Origin of the sequence: Streptomyces longwoodensis (assembly GCF_001514125.1) — a bacterium.
In the GTDB taxonomy this organism is placed as follows: Bacteria; Actinomycetota; Actinomycetes; order Streptomycetales; family Streptomycetaceae; genus Streptomyces; species Streptomyces longwoodensis.
This window is the reverse complement of the sequence record NZ_KQ948550.1, coordinates 168,772-187,246: the sequence shown is the minus strand read 5'-3', so window position 1 is coordinate 187,246 and position 18,475 is coordinate 168,772. Positions and strand designations below refer to the sequence as shown.

16 protein-coding genes are annotated in these 18,475 nt (G+C 74.0%); 7 read left to right on the top strand and 9 right to left on the bottom strand.

Annotated elements, in window-relative coordinates:
- Positions 1 to 203 precede the first annotated feature (203 nt).
- A complete protein-coding gene (locus AQJ30_RS05805; protein ID WP_067229471.1) occupies positions 204 to 1,070 on the bottom strand; it encodes a LysR family transcriptional regulator in 867 nt (288 codons plus the stop codon).
- Positions 1,071 to 1,166: 96 nt separating this feature from the next.
- On the opposite strand from AQJ30_RS05805, the gene AQJ30_RS05800 reads away from it, so the two are divergent.
- Positions 1,167 to 1,901: a CTP synthase C-terminal region-related (seleno)protein gene (locus AQJ30_RS05800; protein WP_067230860.1), complete on the top strand. Its 735-nt coding sequence runs from the start codon at positions 1,167 to 1,169 to the stop codon at positions 1,899 to 1,901.
- Here AQJ30_RS05800 and cyc2 read toward each other — a convergent pair.
- The 4 genes from cyc2 to AQJ30_RS05780 all read right to left on the bottom strand — a co-directional run bounded on the left by cyc2 (position 1,891) and on the right by AQJ30_RS05780 (position 7,090).
- Positions 1,891 to 4,071 (bottom strand): germacradienol/geosmin synthase Cyc2, encoded by a 2,181-nt coding sequence (gene cyc2 / locus AQJ30_RS05795; protein ID WP_067229468.1) that lies wholly within the window; start codon positions 4,069 to 4,071, stop codon positions 1,891 to 1,893. The two genes, AQJ30_RS05800 and cyc2, sit on opposite strands and share 11 nt — an antisense overlap.
- 143 nt (positions 4,072 to 4,214) lie before the next feature.
- Positions 4,215 to 5,387, bottom strand: a complete 1,173-nt coding sequence (locus AQJ30_RS05790; RefSeq protein WP_067229464.1) for a damage-control phosphatase ARMT1 family protein — start codon at positions 5,385 to 5,387, stop codon at positions 4,215 to 4,217.
- Positions 5,388 to 5,463: 76 nt separating this feature from the next.
- Complete coding sequence (locus tag AQJ30_RS05785) at positions 5,464 to 6,120, bottom strand: ScbR family autoregulator-binding transcription factor (RefSeq protein WP_067229461.1); 657 nt, start codon at positions 6,118 to 6,120, stop codon at positions 5,464 to 5,466.
- Between the two features lie 67 nt (positions 6,121 to 6,187).
- Positions 6,188 to 7,090, bottom strand: a complete 903-nt coding sequence (locus AQJ30_RS05780; RefSeq protein ID WP_067229458.1) for a ScbA/BarX family gamma-butyrolactone biosynthesis protein — start codon at positions 7,088 to 7,090, stop codon at positions 6,188 to 6,190.
- A 180-nt stretch (positions 7,091 to 7,270) separates the two neighbouring features.
- On the opposite strand from AQJ30_RS05780, the gene AQJ30_RS05775 reads away from it, so the two are divergent.
- Both AQJ30_RS05775 and AQJ30_RS05770 read left to right on the top strand, forming a co-directional pair.
- On the top strand, positions 7,271 to 7,921 hold the full coding sequence (locus tag AQJ30_RS05775) for a ScbR family autoregulator-binding transcription factor (protein WP_067229455.1): 651 nt from the start codon (positions 7,271 to 7,273) through the stop codon (positions 7,919 to 7,921).
- A gap of 199 nt (positions 7,922 to 8,120) precedes the next feature.
- Positions 8,121 to 9,083, top strand: coding sequence for a lytic polysaccharide monooxygenase (locus AQJ30_RS05770; protein ID WP_067229452.1), 963 nt, complete (start codon positions 8,121 to 8,123; stop codon positions 9,081 to 9,083).
- 72 nt (positions 9,084 to 9,155) lie between these two features.
- Here AQJ30_RS05770 and AQJ30_RS05765 read toward each other — a convergent pair whose 3' ends face one another.
- Positions 9,156 to 9,800, bottom strand: a complete 645-nt coding sequence (locus tag AQJ30_RS05765; protein WP_067229450.1) for a Tat pathway signal sequence domain protein — start codon at positions 9,798 to 9,800, stop codon at positions 9,156 to 9,158.
- Positions 9,801 to 10,481: 681 nt separating this feature from the next.
- Here AQJ30_RS05765 and AQJ30_RS05760 point away from each other — a divergent pair.
- Entirely contained in the window at positions 10,482 to 11,144 is a 663-nt protein-coding gene (locus tag AQJ30_RS05760) for a DUF6230 family protein (protein WP_067229448.1), read from the top strand.
- Entirely contained in the window at positions 11,144 to 11,584 is a 441-nt protein-coding gene (locus AQJ30_RS05755; protein WP_211278932.1) for a DUF6114 domain-containing protein, read from the top strand. Before AQJ30_RS05760 ends, AQJ30_RS05755 begins: the two co-directional genes overlap by 1 nt.
- A gap of 97 nt (positions 11,585 to 11,681) precedes the next feature.
- Here the strand turns inward: AQJ30_RS05755 and AQJ30_RS05750 are convergent, their stop codons facing one another.
- The 3 genes from AQJ30_RS05750 to AQJ30_RS05740 all read right to left on the bottom strand — a co-directional run bounded on the left by AQJ30_RS05750 (position 11,682) and on the right by AQJ30_RS05740 (position 14,789).
- Positions 11,682 to 12,098, bottom strand: a complete 417-nt coding sequence (locus AQJ30_RS05750; RefSeq protein WP_067229442.1) for an ankyrin repeat domain-containing protein — start codon at positions 12,096 to 12,098, stop codon at positions 11,682 to 11,684.
- A gap of 192 nt (positions 12,099 to 12,290) precedes the next feature.
- Positions 12,291 to 13,811: an aromatic amino acid ammonia-lyase gene (locus AQJ30_RS05745; RefSeq protein WP_067229439.1), complete on the bottom strand. Its 1,521-nt coding sequence runs from the start codon at positions 13,809 to 13,811 to the stop codon at positions 12,291 to 12,293.
- A gap of 21 nt (positions 13,812 to 13,832) precedes the next feature.
- Positions 13,833 to 14,789 (bottom strand): ABC transporter substrate-binding protein, encoded by a 957-nt coding sequence (locus AQJ30_RS05740; protein ID WP_067229436.1) that lies wholly within the window; start codon positions 14,787 to 14,789, stop codon positions 13,833 to 13,835.
- Positions 14,790 to 15,190: 401 nt separating this feature from the next.
- Between AQJ30_RS05740 and AQJ30_RS05735 the strand changes: the two genes are divergently transcribed.
- A complete protein-coding gene (locus tag AQJ30_RS05735; RefSeq protein ID WP_079083850.1) occupies positions 15,191 to 17,977 on the top strand; it encodes a sensor histidine kinase in 2,787 nt (928 codons plus the stop codon).
- Positions 17,974 to 18,474 carry a roadblock/LC7 domain-containing protein gene (locus AQJ30_RS05730; protein ID WP_067229434.1) on the top strand — a complete coding sequence of 167 codons (501 nt, stop codon included), beginning with the start codon at positions 17,974 to 17,976 and terminating at the stop codon, positions 18,472 to 18,474. Before AQJ30_RS05735 ends, AQJ30_RS05730 begins: the two co-directional genes overlap by 4 nt.
- The last annotated feature ends 1 nt before the right edge of the window (position 18,475 follow it).

Here is an 18,475-nt window from a genome sequence, read left to right as displayed (position 1 = left end):
CGGGTGAGACTGGGGGCGGTGGGGTGGGTCGGCGCTCGTCTTCGTCCGTGGGTGCGTGGGGCTGGTCGCGCAGTTCCCCGCGCCCCTGGGTCGGCTGTGGTGGTCGTCGTCGTTCGGCTGCGGGGGCGTGGGGCTTGATCGCGCAGTTCCCCGCGCCCCTGGGGTCGCTGTGATGGGCGCTCGTCTTCCTCCGCGACCCCTGATCAAGAGCCGGCGGACAGGGACTTTGCCAGGGTGCGGGCCGGGTCGGGTGGGGTCGTCGTGTGGAGGAGTTCCGTGCGGTGGACCACTCGGGGTTCCGTCAGGGGGATCGCGGTCGTGCCCGGGGTCGTGTCGGTCGCCGTGCGGGGCAGGAGGGTCAGGCCGTGGCCCGCGGCCACCAGGGCGATCAGGACGCGGACGTCCGTGCCCTCGTAGCGCAGGGCGGGGCGGAAGCCGTGGCTGCCGTTCGCCGCGCGCAGCTGGGCCAGGGGCAGGCCGGTGTCGGGGGCGTCGAGCCAGCGCGCGTCGGCGAGGTCGCCGAGTCGCAGGCCGGTGCGGTGGGCGAGCGGGTGGGCGGTGGGCAGCAGGACGCGCACGGGCTCCTCCGCCACGCCGTACGTCGTCAGCGGTGCCACGTCGGGCAGCCGCAGCGGGTCGCTCGGGGCGGCCAGTCCGTCGACCAGGCCGAGGTCGGCCGTCCCGGCGGCGACGGCCGCGGGGACGGCGTCGCGGGCGAGCACGCGCACGGTGACGCCGGCGGGCGGCAGCGCGGCGAGCACTCGGGCGCCGAGCGCGGTCGCGGAGGCGGCCAGGGTCAGGCCGAACGCGGGCGCGGCGGCCATCCGCACCACGTCGGCGCGGGCCGCGTCGAGGCGCAGCAGCAGCGGTTCCGCGTGTTCCAGCAGCCGCTCGCCGGCCGGGGTGGGCGCCACGGGGCGACGGGTGAGGAGCGCGGCGCCGAGGTCCTGTTCGAGGGCGGCGATGTGCTGGGAGACGGCGGACTGGGTGTAGCCGAGGGCCCGGGCGGCCGCCGAGAAGGAGGCGAGGCGGGCGACGGTGACGTAGGTGCGCAGGAGGTGCGGGTCCACGCGCCCAGCATCCCACCCGCCGCATCAGAGGTGCTTATGGCGTGTGCGTGAATCATCGTTGGACGTGAAGTCGGGTCGCTGCCCAGGATGGTCGGCATGACCGACAGCGCAGCTCAGATCGCCAAGGTCGCCCTCGTCGGCGACCGCTCCCCCCACGTCGTCTCCCACACCCGCATCCCGCTCCTGCTGGAGTCCCTGGCCGCCCGGGACCGGCTGGTGCTGGACCCCTACTGGATCCCCTCCGGGGACGCCGAGGAGCCCGGCGCGGTCCGGGGCTTCGACGCGGTGTGGGTGGTCCCGGGCAGCCCGTACCGCAGCGAGGCCGGTGTGCTCGCCGCGATCCGCACCGCGCGGGAGGAGGGCATCCCGTTCCTCGGCACGTGCGGCGGGTTCCAGCACGCCCTGCTGGAGTTCGCGCGCGGCGCCTGCGGCCTGACGGGCGTGGCGCACGCGGAGAACGACCCGGACGCCGAGGACTTCCTGATCGAGCCGCTGGCCTGCTCGCTGGCGGGCCACGAGGACACCGTCGTGCTGGAGCCGGGGTCGCTGGCCCGCACGGTGTTCGGCGCGGAGCGCTCGGTGGAGCGCTACTCCTGCCACTACGGGCCGAGCCGGCACCTCGACACGCTGCGCGCCCACGGACTGCGCTTCTCCGGCCGGGACTCCGCCGGGCAGGTGCGGGTCGCGGAACTGCCCGGCCACCCGTTCTTCCTGGCGTCGCTGTTCCAGCCGGAGCTGTACGGCGACGGCACGCGCCCGCACCCGATGGTCCGGGGGCTGGCGCGCGCCGCGGTCGAGCACGCGAGCCGTACGGCGCCGCTCAGGCGGTGACCCGGTACGCGGGCGCGGGCACCGCGGGCGGCCGGTCGGGCAGGAAGCCGTGGGCGCGCCGGGCCAGGTAGTCGGCGCGGTAACGGTCCACGCTGCGGTGCCAGTTGAGGATGCCCGCCATCCAGTTCCGCAGGTCGTCGACGTAGGCGCCCATCGCCGCCCGCCCCTCGGCCGACAGGTCGAAGTCGTCGTACAGCACGGGCAGTTCGTGGGCGACGACGTGCTCGAACTGTTCCATCCGCTGGTTCATCAGGTCGGCCACGATCCGCAGCCCGGTGGGGTAGTCGCAGCCGAAGAAGGTCTGCACGACGAGGATCGCGTTGTGCATCTCGCCCTCGTACTGGATCTCCTTCTGGTACGAGAACACGTCGTTGAGCAGACAGGCGTAGTCGGTCGCCGCGTTCTCCATCGAGCGCACGGGTCCGCTGCGGTGGACCTCCGGCGGGACGGCGGGGCCGTGACCCATGCGGCACAGGCTCAGGGTGAGGTCGGAGCCGAAGGTGCAGCGGCGCATCTCCAGGTAGTCGACCGGGTCGGGGACGCGGTTCTGCAGCTGGTTGGACAGCTCCCACACCCAGCTCTCGGTCATCGCGTCGACCGCGGACTTCAGGGTGCGGCGCTGCTCGGCGGTCATGTCCGCCGTGGTGCGCGCCCACAGGTCGGCCAGGGCGCGTTCCATCGCGTTGGCCGGGACGACCGGCACCGCGTCCGCCGCGTCGACCGGCATGCACGCCGACAGGCGGGCCGTGGTCAGCCGGGCGGCGGCCAGGTCGCGGCGGTGGCCGTACACCAGGGGGTAGTAGTCGTCGCCGTAGGTGCCGAAGGCCAGCCAGTCGGCGCTCAGGTCGAGGGCCTCGGGCGTGGCGTCCGGGTCGAGGCCGGCCGAGCAGAGGGCGAGGTCGCAGGAGGCGAGCCGGTCCTCGTCCCACACGCCCTCGGCGAGCATGCCCATGCGGCGGGTCCAGCCGAGGAGGTGGGTGCGGGCCCGGTCCACGTGCGGGCTGAGCCGCAGCGGGAACGGCATGCGGAACTCGGGCAGTCGCGCGGGTCCGACCTTCTGGTACGGCACGTGCGCGTGGGCGCGCAGCCGCTCCGCGGCGGCCGAGGCGAGCAGCGCGCCCACGTCCGCGGCGGAGGTGCCGGGTCCGGTGAGCCGCTGCCACGGCGCGGCGGAGGACACGGCCCCCTCGTTCATGTAGCGGCTGGAGCGCAGGTGCCATTCGTGGCCGCCGGACTGCCAGTCCTGGAGTCCCTTGGTGTAGGCGGCGACGGCGGCGACCTCGTCCGGGCCGAGTCCCTCCTCCAGGGCGAGCGCGGGCACTTCGGTGAGGGCGGTGTGCTCGAACTGGTGCAGGCGTGAGGTGAGGATGTCGTTGACGGTGTCGGCGGCCTCCTGGGTGGTGCAGCCGAAGAACGTCTCCAGCACGAGCACGCCGTTGCTGTTCTCGCCCTCCTCCTCGACCTCGCGCTGGTAGGAGAACAGGTCGTTGCGCAGGTGGACGGCGTCGGAGAAGGTCTCCATCAGCACCCGCAGCGGCCGGGTGCCGGCGACCGCGGCGGGGACCTCCGCGGTGGCGTACTCCACGAGCCCCGCCGACCAGGGGGCGCCGCCCACCTTGCGGCGCATCTCGATGTACTCGACGGGGTTGGCGACGCGCCCCTCGTTGATGTTGGACAGCTCCCACATCGACTCGTTGAGCAGGTGCTCGGTGGCGACGGCGAAGCGGCGGCGCCAGCCGGCCGACATGGCCGGCACCGTGCGCGCCCACAGGTCGGCGAGGCCCGCCTCGACGGGGTTCCGCGGCTCCGGGACGGCCGCGCCGGGGTCCGCCGGCATGAACAGCGGCAGCCGGTCCAGGTGGGCCTTGCCCGCGGCGCGGTCCTGGGTGCGCTTGTACATGTCGAGGAAGTGGTCGTCGAAGAAGAACACCCACACGTACCAGTCGGTGATCAGCGACAGCGCGTCGGCGTCGCAGTCGGGGTGGGTGTAGGCGCACAGCAGGCCGTAGTCGTGGGCGTCCAGGTCGGCCTGCTCCCAGACGCCGGACCCCTCGAGCATGCCCATGTCGCGCGCCCACCGCGTGGAGTGGGCCCGCGCCGCGTCCACGTGCGGGTTCAGCCGCGCGGGGTACGGCATGTAGAAGCGCGGGAGGTGAAACGGCTGCGTCATGGCCGGGGGCTACCCAGGGGCCGCGACGGGCATCCTCGGCAGGGCACATGGTCACACCATCGCGTGAATCGGGCGGAACCCCTTGCTTTCGCACCCCCGTTGCTGTGTGCGGGCCGTTCGTCGGGAGGTTCTCGCCGGGCGGTTCAGTCCCGTACCTGGATGAGCGCGTGGGTGCCGCCGGTGCGCCAGCGCTGTCCCTCGGCGGCGACCAGGTCCCGTTCGGTGTCCGGGGCGAGACCGGTGATCACGTCGGACTTCAGGGTCCGCAGCGCGGCGACCGGTCCGGGGAAGTGGGCGGTGACGTCGGCGAAGGGGGTGGTCGGCGGCCAGCGCCGGTCACCCACCAGGCGCCGGTAGTTGAGGTCGCCCTTGACGACGGTGAGCGTGGCGGCGGCGCACTGCGCGCGCAGGTCGGCGGGCAGGTCCTCGAACGGCAGCGGGGACGCCCAGAAGGGGTGGGCGCGCACGGCGAGCGTGCCGTCGGTCATCGCGGACCACAGGGCGTGGCCGTACGCGGCGGCCTCGCCGGGCGCGGCGGTCAGGGCGCGCAGGGCGTCGACGAGGTCGGCGGTCGTGGCGTCGGAGACGTAGTACGGGTAGGGCTTGACGTGCAGGACGACCCGTTCGACGCGCCCCTCGGCGAGGAGGTGGGCGACGAGCAGCAGGTCGGGGACCAGTTCCCGGCCGGCGTTGTCGGCGACCAGGCAGAGCGTGCCCCGGCCGGTGAGCAGCGGCCACAGCCGCGCGCTGTCGTCGGCGACCAGTCCCGGTGCGGCGGCGCGGTCCTCGGCCGCGGCGTCGGAGAGCCGGAAGCCGAGGTCGGCGCGGTTGCCCCAGAGCGAGCCGTGCAGCAGGGCCTCGGCGCGGTCGGCGGCGGGGCGATGGGCGAGGGCGTCGAGGGCGGCCAGTTCCTCGCGGGTCTCGGCGCTGTCGAGTTCGGCCAGCTTGAACGGCCGGAACGGGTCGACGCCCTGCCAGGGGCCGGGGGCGAAGTAGCCGACGGCGTGCAGGAGCCGGCGGTAGAAATAGCTCTCCGACCACAGCCACGGCACGTCGAACCAGGAGCGGCCGAGCACGGCGTCCGCTCCCCACTCCCGCCACCGCCGCTGGTCGTGCGCGTCGTCGGGGAGCGGTTCCAGCACGCCGTGCAGGCAGCTCTCCCGCAGGGCGTCCAGCGCGCGGTGGACCTCGGGACCGTACGGGAACGCACCGCGCACCTGCTCGATGATCGCCGGGTGCCGCTCGGCCAGGACGCCGTGCGGGAAGGAACCGGGTTCGTCGCCGAGGAGGACGGGCGGGGCGGGGCTGTGGTGCATGCCGATCACCGTAGCGCGGGGTGGGGCGCGCGCCGGTTGAGGCGCTCGCGCGCCCCTCCCTCGGGACGCGCACTCCTCAGACCGCGCACACCGCCATGACCTCCCGCTCCAGCCGGGTCGCCAGCGACAGGTAGCGCGGCCGGCGCGGTACCGGTACCAGGCCCCGGATGAGGACGTACCACATCTCGGCCATCCGGCGGGGCAGTCGCGTCGGCGGCTCGTGGGTGCGGGTGACGACCCGGGTGCCGACGAACGAGCAGACCAGGGAGTGGGCCACCGCGTCCACGTCGACGTCCGGGTGCACGTCGGCCTCGCGGACCGCGCCCGCGAGGCCCCGCGAGATCAGCTCCAGCCACTCGGTGAACGGGTGCCGCAGCGGCGGGCGCACGGCGACTCCCCCGGTGGCCAGGCGCAGCCCGGCGCGGGCCACGGGACCCTCCACGGACAGGCGCGTGATGCCGAACGTCAGCCGCATCAGCGACTCCAGGGAGGAGTAGCCCCGGTCGTCGATCTCGCAGGCGACCCGGCGCGAGGCCTGCGACTGCAACTCCATGATCGCGTGGGCCAGGTCCTCCTTGGCCGCGAAGTGGAAGTACAGGGCGCCCTTGGTGACTTGGGCGTGCTCGACGATGTCGCTCAGGCTGGTCGACTCGTAGCCGTGCCGGTCGAACAGGTCGGCCGCGGCCGTGATGATCGTCGTGCGCGTCTGTTCGGCGCGTAACTGCCTCGCCATCCGGGTCTCTCCTGGGCCGCAAAGAACGGGTCATGCCGTTTGTTTTCTACCCCGTGTCCACCATAGCTCACCTCGCTTCGGTGCCGACCCGGCAGGTGAAGACCGCCGACTCGGCCTGCGTCCCGGTCACTTGGACGACGCCCGTGCCGTCGTCCCGCGCCTCGATCCACAACGGTTCGTCCAGCTCGGCGTACCGGTGGAAGTGCGCCTCGTACTCCGCGGGGGCGCGCGTGCCCCGCGTGCTGAGGTACGCGGCCTGGCGGGCCGCCTCCAGCAGGAGCATCCCGGGGGCGTGGTCCAGCGGGTGGTCGAAGAAAACGGGATGCGCGGTATGAACTCTGAGTTGCCAGCGGCCGGATATCGCCGTCGGGGCGAGGACCACGTCCGCGGGCAGGGCGCGGGCCACCGCGGCCGGCGCGACCCCCGGCGGGACGGGCAGGGCGGTGACCGTGTCCGGGGTGCGGCCGCCGCGCAGCCGCCGGTACACGGCCGCGGGAACGCAGGTGAAGCCGACGTCGGCGGTGGCGACCACCGCGCCGTCGCGCAGGACCCGCGCGGTGTAGCGGGCGCCGGTCGGGCGCCGTCCGCGGTACTGCACCTCGGTGAAGGCGAGTTCGAGCTCGGGTTCGGCCGGGAGCCGCTCGACCGCCAGCTCCTTCGGGCGGGTCAGCGTGTGGAACTCCTGGAGGACGAAGTGGTGGTCCAGCGGCACCCCGTACTCGGCGTGCGCGATCAGGGTGCCGGCCTGCCGGACGGTCTCGACCACGAGCAGCGGGTCGTAGGCCGTCCAGTCCGGCGACACGTGTAACCCGTGCGCGCGCGGCCACTGCGCCCGGACGGTGAAGTGGTCCGCGGAAGTCCTGCGCCAGCCGGTGGGAAGGGTTTCCGCGACGGCGGCGCGGTGGACGAGCTGGCGGGGAACCGTCGTGGTCAGGGACGGTGGGTCGGCGGGCTGCCGCGGTCGGGTCATCTCTCTCCCTACGGCCCCCCGCGGGTCACGGCCGACGGCGAACCGTCACTCCGTCGGGCGTTAGAGTACGAGGCGACCGGTTTGTTTTTCAACGAGATCAGTCGACGGCATCCTATGATCGGGCCGAGGCCGCGGGCGATCGCGGGGGCCCGGTCGACTCGGCGCCGTGAAAGGGCTCTTATGGCGAAACAAGAGCGCGCCATCAGGACGCGCAGGGCGATCCTCGAAGCGGCCGGCGCGGTCTTCGACGAGCACGGCTACGCCTCGACCACCATCTCCATGGTGCTGGAGCGGGCCGACGTCACCAAGGGCGCCCTGTACTTCCACTTCCCCTCCAAGGAGTCGCTGGCGCAGGCCGTGGTGGAGTCGCAGGTCTCCTTCGGGGCCGTGCCGCCGCAGGCGTGCAAGCTCCAGGAGGTCATCGACATGACGTTCGTGGTGGGGCGGCAACTGCTGGGCAACGCGCTGCTGCGCGGCAGCGTCCGGCTGGCCGTGGACCAGGAGACGCCGGCCGGGGTCGACCACGGCGAGCCGTTCCGGCAGTGGGCCGACCGGCTCACCGAGCTGCTCGAACTGGCGCAGGAGCGCGGCGAGCTGCTGCCGACGGTCAGGCCGCGCGACACGGTGGAGCTGCTGGTCGGGTGCTTCACCGGGGTCCAGCTGATGGCCCGGGCGCTCACGGACCGCGCCGACCTGGCCGACCGGCTCGCGGTCATGTGGGCGCACATCCTGCCGAGCATCGCGGTCCCGGGCCTGCTCCCGGGCCTGGACGCCCGCGCCGACCGGGGTGCCCGGGTGCTGGCGTCGGAGGAGGAACGGGCGGCCTCCTAGGACGCGTTCGCGACGGGCAGCTTCGTAGGGCGCCTTCGCGACGGGCGGCCGGGCGTCCGGCGGACGGACCGACACGGGGGCTGCGAGCGGGGGTGCCCGGCGGGCGGTCCAGGAAGCCGGTGGGCGCCGTGAACGCACCGGGGGTCGTTCCCGTACTGCTGGGGTGACCGTTCCCGTGCCGGCCGAGGAGACGTCCCCGATGCCCCGGATGACCGCAGTTGGCCCGCTCGCCGCCCTGGCGGCCGCCGCCCTGAGCCCCGTCCTGCTGGCCCTGGGCGCCGCGGGCCCGGCCCTGGCGCACGGCGCGCCCACCGATCCGGTCAGCCGGGTGTACGCCTGCTCGCCCGAGGGGGGTGCGGCGTCCCGGACGGCCGCGTGCCGGGCCGCGGTGGCGGCGAACGGGGGCCCCTTCACCGCGTGGGACAACCTGCGGGTGGCGAACGTCGACGGCCGCGACCGGCAGGTCGTGCCCGACGGCGAGCTGTGCAGCGGGGGCCTGCCCGCGTACCGGGGGCTCGACCTGGCCCGCGCGGACTGGCCGGCGACGCGGCTCACGCCGGGCGGGAGGCTGCGGATGACCTACGCGTCGACGATCCCGCACACCGGCACGTTCAGGCTGTACCTGACCGAGCCCGGGTACGACCCGGCGAAGCCGCTCACCTGGGACGACCTGCCCCGGCGCCCGTTCGCCGAGATCACCGACCCGGCGCTGAGCGACGGCGCCTACCACCTCACGGCGAAGCTGCCCGCCGACCGCACGGGCCGCCAGGTGCTCTACACCGTCTGGCAGAACACCAGCACGCCCGACACCTACTACTCGTGTGCGGACGTGGTGTTCCCGCAGGTCCGGGCGGCCTCCCCCACGGCCGGTGCGGGCACGCCGTCGGCGCGGGGCGGCCGGGGCGACGCGCGGGCGAGCGCGGTGGCCGCCCCGGAGGCGAAGGACCGGGAGGCGGCCGGGGCCCCCGCCGTCCCGGGCACCACGTCGCCCTCCCCGGCGGGCGCCCCCGCGGAGCGGCCCGCCGCCGGGAGCACGCCGGTGGCCGCCGCGTCGCGGGAGACCGGCGGCGGACCCTCCGCCCCGCTGCTGGCGGGCGGCGCCGCGGCGGTGCTGGTGCTCACCGGCGGCGCCGCCCTGGCCGCGCGGCTGCGGCGGCGCTGAGCGCCCCCGGCCCGCGGGCCGGGGGCGTGAACGGTGGAACGGTCGAACCGTGGAACGGAGTGCGTCGGCAGGTCAGTTGACGAAGACCTTGGCGCCGTTGTCGGTCACCGGGGCGTACTTGGCCGTGAAGAAGCCGTTGGCGAAGCACAGGGACGAGCCGGAGACCTTGGTGAACTGCTGGTTGGAGAAGGTGATGCTGTTGTCGGCGTTGCTGGCGGTGCCGGTCAGGCCGGGGACCCGGTAGACGCAGGTGACGGTGCCCAGCAGCGTGCGCAGCACGACCGTGGTCTGGATGGTCGAGCCGGAGGCCGCGGCCACCGTGACGGTGCCGTTGGAGGCGACGGTGGACTGGTAGGGCAGGTTGTTGACGGTGATGCTGTTGACGCCGAGCACGCCGGTGACGTTGCTGGTGCAGTTGCCGAAGGTGTGCGCGGTGACGGACTCGGTGGCCGTCCCGGGCGCGGCGGGGTTGGTGTTGACGGCCGCGGTGAACTGCGACGTGGCACAGACCACGCCGCTGGTGCCGGTGGCGCTGGAGTAGAGGGTGGCACTGGTGCCCGAGGCCAGCGGGGCCGTGACGACGTCACCCGCGGCGACGGCGGTGCCGCCGGCGCTCCCGGTCGTCAGGACGTTGCCGGCCGCGGAGGCCGGGGTGATGGCGGGGATCGAGAGCGCGGCGACCGTACCGGCGACGGCCAGGAAGGAGCGTGCACGCATGCGGGTGCCTCTTTCGTGTGAGGGTTGGGGAAAGGGCGCGGACGTGGTCCGCGGCGCCGGCCGTTGCCGGCTCGTCACGCCTTCTCCGTACGCGACGGACCGGCAACGGCAGCCGACCGGTACCGGCCGGGGACCCACCTGGGGAGTCGCCCCCGGCCGGGCCGGGCGGAACGGGACGTACGGGCGCGACCGCGGGGGAAAGCGGTCGCAGCCGTCGCCGTGGAGAGGTGCAGAAAAACGGACTCAGGGGCGAATCCGCCCGTGCTGAGGTGCGTCCGGGAAACGCGGCCGTCCTGCCGCGTGGGGGATCCGGCGCCACGGATCCGGGCCGGCCGGGGCGGTGCCCACGGAGTCGGCCTGGGGCAGTTGTAGACCCGCCGCGGGACGTCGTCAAGGCTCAACGCACGTGTCGATCACAGTAATTGACGGTCCGACAGATATATGCGCGCGGCCCGTCCAGACGGGCGCCCCCCGGGAGACACGCCATGAACACCGTTTTTCCACATGTCCCTTGACCCCTGGGTGTAACCATCGGTAACTTCCGAAATGGCTACTGCCGCGTAACGAGAAAGCCCTTGCGAATCCGGGACTGGTGAGGAGTCGCTCGCGGCAGCCGGTGTCCGCGCCAGGACAACGCGCCACTGATGCCCAACCCGCATGACTATGCCCATGGGAGCAGACATGGCCTCGTCCTCGGACGTCACGTCGTCCGCCGACAGAACACCCGGGAACCCGGAAAGCGGTTCCGAAGAACGGCGCGGCCGGGTGCGGATGCGCCGGGCCGCCGTCATGGCGGTGCCCGCGACCCTGGTCGCCGCCGGACTCGCGGTCCTCACCGCCCAAGGCGCGCTGGGGGTCCAGTTCGCGATCTCCGGCATGCCGTTCACGGTCACCGCGACGGACCTCACCGGAACCGGTTTCGAGCAGTTCGGCTCGCTCGACAACATGGCCGAGGGCAGCCCCAACGCCGGTGACACCGGCGGGCAGGTGCTCGTGGTGACCTCCGCCATCAAGAACGCCACCCTCACCAAGCTGTGCCAGAGCGTCGACCTGGGCGGCACCAACCTGAAGATCCAGGCCGGCTCCGGGTCGCAGAAGGTGCAGGCGACCGACCTGACCACGGACTCCACCGAGCTGTCCGGCAACGCCTCCTTCGACAACATCGAGATCGGCAACGACGCCAGCACCCTGACCAAGGCCGGCGTGAAGGGACCGATCGGCGTGTTCAGCCAGCAGGCCGACACGGTCCACATCGCCAACCTGCGCCAGGTCAACTACGCGACCACCGCCGGTGTGTTCAAGCTGCCCGGCCTCAAGCTGAGCTTCAGCAGCTCGGGTTGCTGATGACCACGGCCGACCGTCCGCGTCAGGGACTGCGGCCCGCCTTCCGGCACTGGCGGGCCCGACGGCCGTTCTGGGGCGGGCTGTTGCTCGCCCTGGGCGGGGGCTGGATCCTGCTCACCGAGAAGGCGTCCCTGAAGGTCGTGCTGCACATCGGCATGCAGGGCCTGGCGGGCTACCTCCTGCCGGGCCTGATGCTGCTGCTGGGCCTGCTGATCCTCTTCAACCCGGCGCAGCGGCTGTTCTACTCGATCACCGGAGTGCTGCTCTCGCTGGGCACCTGGGTCACCTCGAACCTCGGCGGCTTCCTCATCGGCCTGCTGCTCGGGGTCACGGGCAGCTGCCTCGCCTTCGGCTGGCTCCCCGACCAGGAGCCCCGCCGGGGCCGCCGGGTACGCAAGCAGGCGAAGCCGGCGGACGGGGCGGGCCTGACGAAGGTCTGACGCGGTCCCGGCCCGCGGGTACGTCCGCCGTACGGACCCGGACGGTCACCGGTCGAGGGGGCGCTGCCCTCTCGACCGGCCGTCCCCCGCACAGGCCTCAGCCCGCCCCCGCCGCGACGAGCACCGCGACGGTCTCCGCATGCGCGCCCTCGCGGGCCCACTCCAGCGGGGTGCGCCCGGTGCCCTCGTCCTCGCGGAGGGTGGGGTCGGCGCCGTGGGCGAGGAGGGTGCGGACCGTCTCGGTGTGGCCCCAGCAGGCGGCCGCGCACAGCGGCGTGCCGTCCGCCCCGGGGCCGCCGCTCTCCGCGTCCGGCGGCGCCCCGGCCCGCAGCAGTCGCCGGGCGGTGTCCGCGCTGCCCTGCACACAGGCCGTGTAGAGCGGGGTCACCCCGTCCGCGTCGGCGGCGCCCGGGTCGGCACCGGCCCGCAACAGCGCGTCGACCGCCCGCCCGTCGTCGCAGAGCACGGCCGCGACGAGACGCCGCGCGAGCTTCTTCTGTCGCCGTCGGTTCACGGGACGCGAGCCTAGCCAGCGGGCGGGGGAAGCCCCACCTGATTTCTCACGCAGCAGGCAGCACCCGTCCGACCTCCGTCCCGCCGCCTCCGGACAGCCGCCTACCGCCACCGCCCACCGACGACCGACAACCGCTGGCCGACAACCGCCGGCCGACAACCGCCGGCCGACAACCGGGCATCGACACCGCCCCTACAACTCCGCCAGCCTCGGCAGGAGTTCCGTCGCCGTCGTCACGTCGCCCGTCAGGGGGCGGTCGTCCGTGCCCGCCGGGAGGGCGGCCGCCGCCAGGGTGAAGGCGGGGACCGGTGGGGGTGCCGGGTGCAGGCGCAACGCGCGTACGGCGGCGACCAGTTCGCAGGCCAGGACGGTGGCGTAGGCGCGGGTCGCGCGCAGGGTCTGGCGGGCGGCCTGGCCGGCGAAGCTGGCGGCCTCCTCCAGTCCCCGGGACAGGACGGCGTGCCCGGCGGAGGCGGGGTCGGCGCTCGCCCGCAGCTCCGCCAGGGCCGAGTGGGCGGCGTACTCCAGGATCATCGTGCCGGAGCTGCCGGCCGGCCCGACGGCGAGGAACGGCGTCAGCCCGGTCAGCCCGGGATCGCCGAGCGCGGTCAGCCGGGCGGCGGAGAGCTGCGCGGTCTGCAGCAGCGCCAGGTCGAGCCCGTCGAGCGCGAGGGCGAGGGGCGCGGCGAAGAAGCCCCCGTGGTGGTAGGCGCCGGAGCCGTCGGGTGCCACCAGGGGGTTCTCCGTGGGGCAGTTGATCTCGACCTCGACCACCGTGCGCAGCCGGTCGGCGGCGTCCAGGGCGCAGCCGTGCGCCTGGGGGAACGCCCGGAAGCCGAACGGGTCCTGGATGCGCCGGCCCTGGCCGGGCGGCCGCTCGGGCAGGCCGAGCAGTCGGCGCACCTCGGCGGCGGCGCGCGCGGCACCGGGGTAGGGGCGCAGGGCGTGCACGGGGGCGGCGTAGGCCTCGGGCGAGCCCGACACGGCGGCCAGGGACAGGGCGGCCACCGCGTGGGTGGCCCGGAGCAGGACGTCGAGGTCGTGCCAGGCGAGCGCGGCCTGCCCGAGGGCGAGGGCGTTGCTGCTGAGCAGGGCGAGCGCGTCGCCGGGCCGCAGGGTGACCGGTGCGGGCAGGCCGTCCGGGGGCAGGTCGGCCGGGTGCTCCCGCCGGGTGTCCAGCCAGGGGCGTTCCCCGATCAGGGTGAGCCCGGTCTGGGCCAGGGCGGTGAGGTCGCCGGTGCCGACCCCGCCGTACTCGTTGACCGCCGGGTGGACGCCGAGGCGCAGGGCGTCGGTGAGGGCGTCGACGAAGGCGGGCTGGATGCCGGAGCCGCCGGCGAGGAGCTGGTTGGCGCGCACGGCGAGCAGGGCGCGGACCTGCCGGGCGGGCAGCAGGTCGCCGGCGCCCCCGGCGTGGCTGCGCAGCAGGCGCAGGCCGTGGGCCGCCTCGTCGTCCGGGGCGACCGCCACCGAGCGCTGGGCGCCGACGCCGGTGCCGCGGCCGTAGAGGCGGCCGGCGGTGGCGAGCCGCTGGGCGGCGCGCCAGGAGCGCACGGCGCGGGCGCGGGCCCCGGGTGCCACGGCGGGCACGGCGGTGCCGTCGGCGAGCGCGACCAGGTCGCCGGCCGTGAGGGTGGTCCCGTCCAGGACGACCCGGGTGCCCCCGCCGTCGTGCGGGGGCACCCGGGTCGGTCCGTTCGCCGTGGTGTCCACGTGGGCTGCGCGCGGGGTGGGTCAGTCCAGGCCGGCCGTCTTCAGCCAGGCCTTGGCGACGTCCAGCGGGTCCTTGTTCTCCAGCTGCACCTGGGAGTCCAGGTCGAGCAGGGTCTTGGTGTCGAGCTTGGCGGAGACCGCGTTGAGCGCGGCGACGCCCTCCTGGGACAGACCGCTCTTGTAGACCAGCGGGGTCACGTTCGCGAAGCCGAAGAGGTTCTTCGGGTCCTGGAGGACGACGAACTTCTCCTTGGTGATGGTCGGGTCCGTGGTGAAGACGTCCGCGGCCTGCACGGTGTTCTTCTTCAGCGCGGCCTGGGTGAGCGGGCCGCCGGCGTCGAGCGCCTTGAACGACTTGAACTTCAGGCCGTACACGGACTCCAGGCCCAGCATGCCCTGCTGGCGGGTCTGGAACTCGGGCGAGCCGCCGAGGACCAGCTCGGGCGCGGCGTCCTTGAGGTCGGCCAGCGTCGAGGAGGCGGTCAGGTCGTACTTCTTGGCGGTCTCGGCGTTGACCGTGACGGAGTCCTTGTCCTCGGCCGGGGAGGACTCCAGCAGCGTCAGCTTGGCGTCGAGCTTGGCCTTGACGGCCGCGTTCACGCCCTGCAGCGAGGTCTGTTGGGCCTTGGCGTCGAGGTAGGCGAGCAGCGAGCCGTTGTACTCCGGCAGGACGGTGATGGAACCGTTCTTGAGCAGGCCGTAGGTGGTCTCGCGGCTGCCGATGTTCGGCTTGTAGGAGACCTTGATGCCCTTGGCCTTCAGGGCCTCGCCGTAGATGTCCGCGAGGAGGATGCTCTCGGCGAAGTTGTTGGAGCCGACGACGACCGAGCTGCCGTCCGCCTTGCCTCCGTCGAGCGGGTCGTCCGAGTCGTCGGAGGAGCCGCATCCGGCCAGCAGGACCGTGGCCGCGGCGAGCGCGACGGCCGCCGCGCCGGGACGTCTGCGGAGGAACCTGCTGCTGTGGGCGTTGGAAGTCACGTGTCCGTTTCCGAGCTCTCGGGTTCGATGGGGGTGAAGAAAACGCGCAGGTCTCGATCCAATCCAGCCGCTTCTCGGTCAGTCAAGGGAAACCGTGTTAACGATTCACTTCGTCTTCGACGGGTGCACGAACCGTCCGGCCCCGGCGGTGCTTCGTAATTGATTCTTGACGTCGGCCCTGTGCGGGCGTGTTCGAAGAGGCGATAGTCTCCGGGCAGTTGGCGTCGGTCACAGCGGTGTGCGGGGGCCGCTCCGGTGTCGTCACGCACCGTCCGTGTACAGGCGTGCGCGCGTGCTGCCGTGGGATGCCGACCGCAGGGCAGGCACATCGATCAGCAGTCCATCACAACCGGTCACGAGCGTGCGCCGCGCGCGGTGCCGCACCCCACGAAGGAGGCCCGGTGTCCACGAACCAGGTGGACGCGCCAGCCCGGTCGGACGCCCCTTCCGCCGGCCGGGGTCTGCGGAGCTTCGCCGACCGGTGGCCCTTCCAGCGCAAGCTCAACGTGCTCGTCGGGGTGCCGCTCGCGGTGATCGCGGTGCTGCTCGCGTACCTGATCGCCGACCTGCTGGAGGAGTCGAGCCGCGCCGAGGACGCGTCCCGGCTGGTGCGCGACAGCGCGCAGGTGGCCCGGCTGGTCTCCCTGGTGGAGGCCGAGCACCAGCAGGCCATCCTGCTGTCGGTGCGCCACGAGGCGTCGTTCGACGGCGGCACCCCCTCCTCCGAGCCCTACCGGGTGGCGCAGGCGAGCGTGGACAGCCAGGTCCGCACGGTCCGCGACACCTTCGGCGACCGGCTGCCCGGCACCGAGGCGCAGGCGCTGCGCGGGATCGAGGGCCTGGCCGGCCTGCGGGACACCATCGAGCAGGGCTACCTGCCCGCCGACAACATCGACCCCGCCTACGACGGTGCCGCCCAGGCCCTCATCGACGGCCTGGGCCTGGACCGCAACTCCGCGCTGGCCACCACCTTCACCGGCAACCTGCTCGACTCGCTGCTGCGCGCCGACGCCGCGCACGGCGCCTACGAGACCGGGGTGTTCTCGGCGCGCACCGGGGACTCCAACGCGCTGATCGAGTTCACCGGCGCGGTCGGCGCCCACGAGCTGTACGCCTACCAGGCCGAGCGGTTCGCCCGGTTCGCCGGCGAGGAGCAGGCCGACCGGCTCGGCGGCATCGAGCACAACGCCGCCCAGGCCGTCATCGACCGGCACTACGCCGAACTGGCCGTCGACCCCAGCTCCCTGCAGGCCGAGTCGGACCGCCAGATCCGCGCGGCGCTGCGCGACGCCCTCGCCTCCTACGGCGACTACCAGCAACAAGCCGAGAACCGGCTGGAGGTGACCGGCTCGCTCATCGACCGGATCGCCGACCGGGCCGAGCAGTCGGCCGACGACGCCGAGTGGCGCGCGGCGCTGCTGCTGAGCCTGGCGCTGCTGGGCTTCGCGGTGTGGATCGCGTTCTCCGCGCTGGTGCGCCGCTCGGTGATCCGGCCCGTGCTGGCCCTCACCGGCGCCGCCCAAGAGGTCGCCGACGTCGCCGGGCGCGAACTCGCGCGGGTCGCCGACGACGACGCCGAGGAGAGCGGGCCGCCCCGGCTGCGCGAGTTGCCGGTCACCGCGGACGACGAGATCGGTGAGCTCGCCGAGGCCTTCAACAACGTGCAGACCACCGCGGCCGCGCTGCTGGAGCGCCAGGTGCTCAGCCGACGCAACGTCGCGGAGATGTTCGGCAACGTCGGACGCCGCGTCAGCAACCTGACAACCCGTCAGCTCGCGCTGATCGACGCGGTGGAGCGCGGCGAGACCGACCCGGCGCTGCTGGAACGGCTCTACTCCATCGACCACATCGCGGTCCGCCTGCGCCGCAACGCCGACAGCCTGATGCTGCTGGCCGGCATCCGCGAGACGGTCCTGGACGCCGGCCCGACCGCGCTCACCAACGTGGTGCGCGCCGCGCTCGGCCAGATCGAGGGCTACCAGCGGGTCCAGCTGCACGCCGGGACCGAGGTCATGGTCGAGCCCGACATCATCGGCGACCTGACGCTGATGGTGGCCGAACTCCTGGAGAACGCGGTGTCGTTCTCGCCCGCCGGCAGCCCCGTCGAGGTGACGGTCGGCTCCGCACGGGAGGGCGCGTACATCAGCGTCGCCGACCACGGCCTCGGCATGAGCGCCGAGCGCCTCGCCGAGGAGAACGCCCGCCTGGTGCGCCGCGAGCGCCTCGACGTCGTCCCCACCAAGGTGCTCGGCCTGTTCGTGGTGGGCGCGCTGGCCCGCCGCTGGAACGTCGGCGTCACCCTCACCCGCACCCCGGGCGGCGGCGTGACGGCGGAGGTGGCGATCCCGTCGAGCCTGCTGCTCACCCTGAGCACCACGGTCACCCCGGCCGCCCCGGCGACGACCACACCTACGTCCACGGCAACGGCAACAGCAACAGCAACAGCAACAGCAACAGCAACAGCAAGCGTGCCCCGCACGGCGGAGCCGGCGGCGGTGTCCACGGTCCCCCCGGCACCGGCGCCCGCCGCGTCCACGGCCTCCCCCGCGCACGCGCCCGCCCCGTCCGCGGCACCCACCGGCCCCACCCCTTCCGCCCCGGCCCCCGAGAGCGCGGGCCCGCTGCCCCGCCGTGCGCCCCGCAGGGAGCCCGCGGCGGCCGAGGGCGGCGCCCCGCTCATCCCGCGGGCCCGCGGCGAGCAGCCGCTGCCGTCCGGGGACGGACCCCGCCCGCTGCGGCGCCGGGTGCGGGGGGCGACCCTGCGCACGACGGCCGAGGCGGCCGCCCAGCAGGCCGCGCTGCGCGCCCCGGGCCCGGCCGACGCGGAGGCCGTCCGGGACGCGCTGGAGGAGTTCGAGGCCGCGGTGGAGCGCGCCCGCCGCGACACCGGGGAGATCCCCCTCGACGCCGTACGGGCCGCGGCGACCGCGTCCGAAGCGGCCCGGGACACCGGCACGGCGGGAGCCGACCGCCCCGCCCCGGACACGGGCCCCGAGCGCGCAGACCCGGAGGACCGCACGCCTGCGGACCCCGCCGGCCCCACGCACCGCACCGGCTCCCACCCCGACACCCCCGCGGCGGACGACGACGACCGCCCGGCCGGGGACCAGACCGCGCACGACCGACCCCCGACCCACCACCGGAACCCCGAGCACGAGCAGCACCTTCCGGAAGGAGCCGAGCAGTGAGCACGTCGACAGGTGACACCCCGACGGGCGACGCCACGCCGACCGACCTGCGGGCCGCCGCAGCCGACTTCACCTGGCTGCTCAACCGCTTCGCCACCGAGACGGCGGGTGTCGTGGACGCCATCGCCGTCTCCTCCGACGGTCTGCTGATCGCCGTGTCGGAGCTGCGCGAGCACGCCGACTCCGAGCGGCTGGCCGCGATCGTCTCCGGCATCACCAGCCTCGCGGCCGGCGCCTCCGGCAACTACGGCCTGGGCGGCCTCAACAAGGTCATCATCGACCTGGAGGGCGGCCACGTCCTGGTCTCCGCGATCGGCAGCGGCGCCGTGCTCGGCGTGGTCACCGACAAGGAGGCCAAGCTCGGCAACATCGCCTACGAGATGACGGTCTTCGCCAACCGCGCGGGCGCCGCGCTCAGCCCGCAGCTGGTGCTGGAGCTGAAGAACACCGTCGACGCGGGCAGGAGCCGCAGCAGGCCCCGCGGCAGACTGCGCTGAG

What these genes read in the sequence shown, in the direction of transcription:
- AQJ30_RS05800 (WP_067230860.1), top strand. Translation starts at nt 1,167, where the DNA reads ATGACCGACAGCGCAGCTCAGATCGCCAAGGTCGCCCTCGTCGGCGAC.
- cyc2 (WP_067229468.1), bottom strand. Translation starts at nt 4,071, where the DNA reads ATGACGCAGCCGTTTCACCTCCCGCGCTTCTACATGCCGTACCCCGCG.
- AQJ30_RS05790 (WP_067229464.1), bottom strand. Translation starts at nt 5,387, where the DNA reads ATGCACCACAGCCCCGCCCCGCCCGTCCTCCTCGGCGACGAACCCGGT.
- AQJ30_RS05785 (WP_067229461.1), bottom strand. Translation starts at nt 6,120, where the DNA reads ATGGCGAGGCAGTTACGCGCCGAACAGACGCGCACGACGATCATCACG.
- AQJ30_RS05780 (WP_067229458.1), bottom strand. Translation starts at nt 7,090, where the DNA reads ATGACCCGACCGCGGCAGCCCGCCGACCCACCGTCCCTGACCACGACG.
- AQJ30_RS05775 (WP_067229455.1), top strand. Translation starts at nt 7,271, where the DNA reads ATGGCGAAACAAGAGCGCGCCATCAGGACGCGCAGGGCGATCCTCGAA.
- AQJ30_RS05770 (WP_067229452.1), top strand. Translation starts at nt 8,121, where the DNA reads ATGCCCCGGATGACCGCAGTTGGCCCGCTCGCCGCCCTGGCGGCCGCC.
- AQJ30_RS05765 (WP_067229450.1), bottom strand. Translation starts at nt 9,800, where the DNA reads ATGCGTGCACGCTCCTTCCTGGCCGTCGCCGGTACGGTCGCCGCGCTC.
- AQJ30_RS05760 (WP_067229448.1), top strand. Translation starts at nt 10,482, where the DNA reads ATGGCCTCGTCCTCGGACGTCACGTCGTCCGCCGACAGAACACCCGGG.
- AQJ30_RS05755 (WP_211278932.1), top strand. Translation starts at nt 11,144, where the DNA reads ATGACCACGGCCGACCGTCCGCGTCAGGGACTGCGGCCCGCCTTCCGG.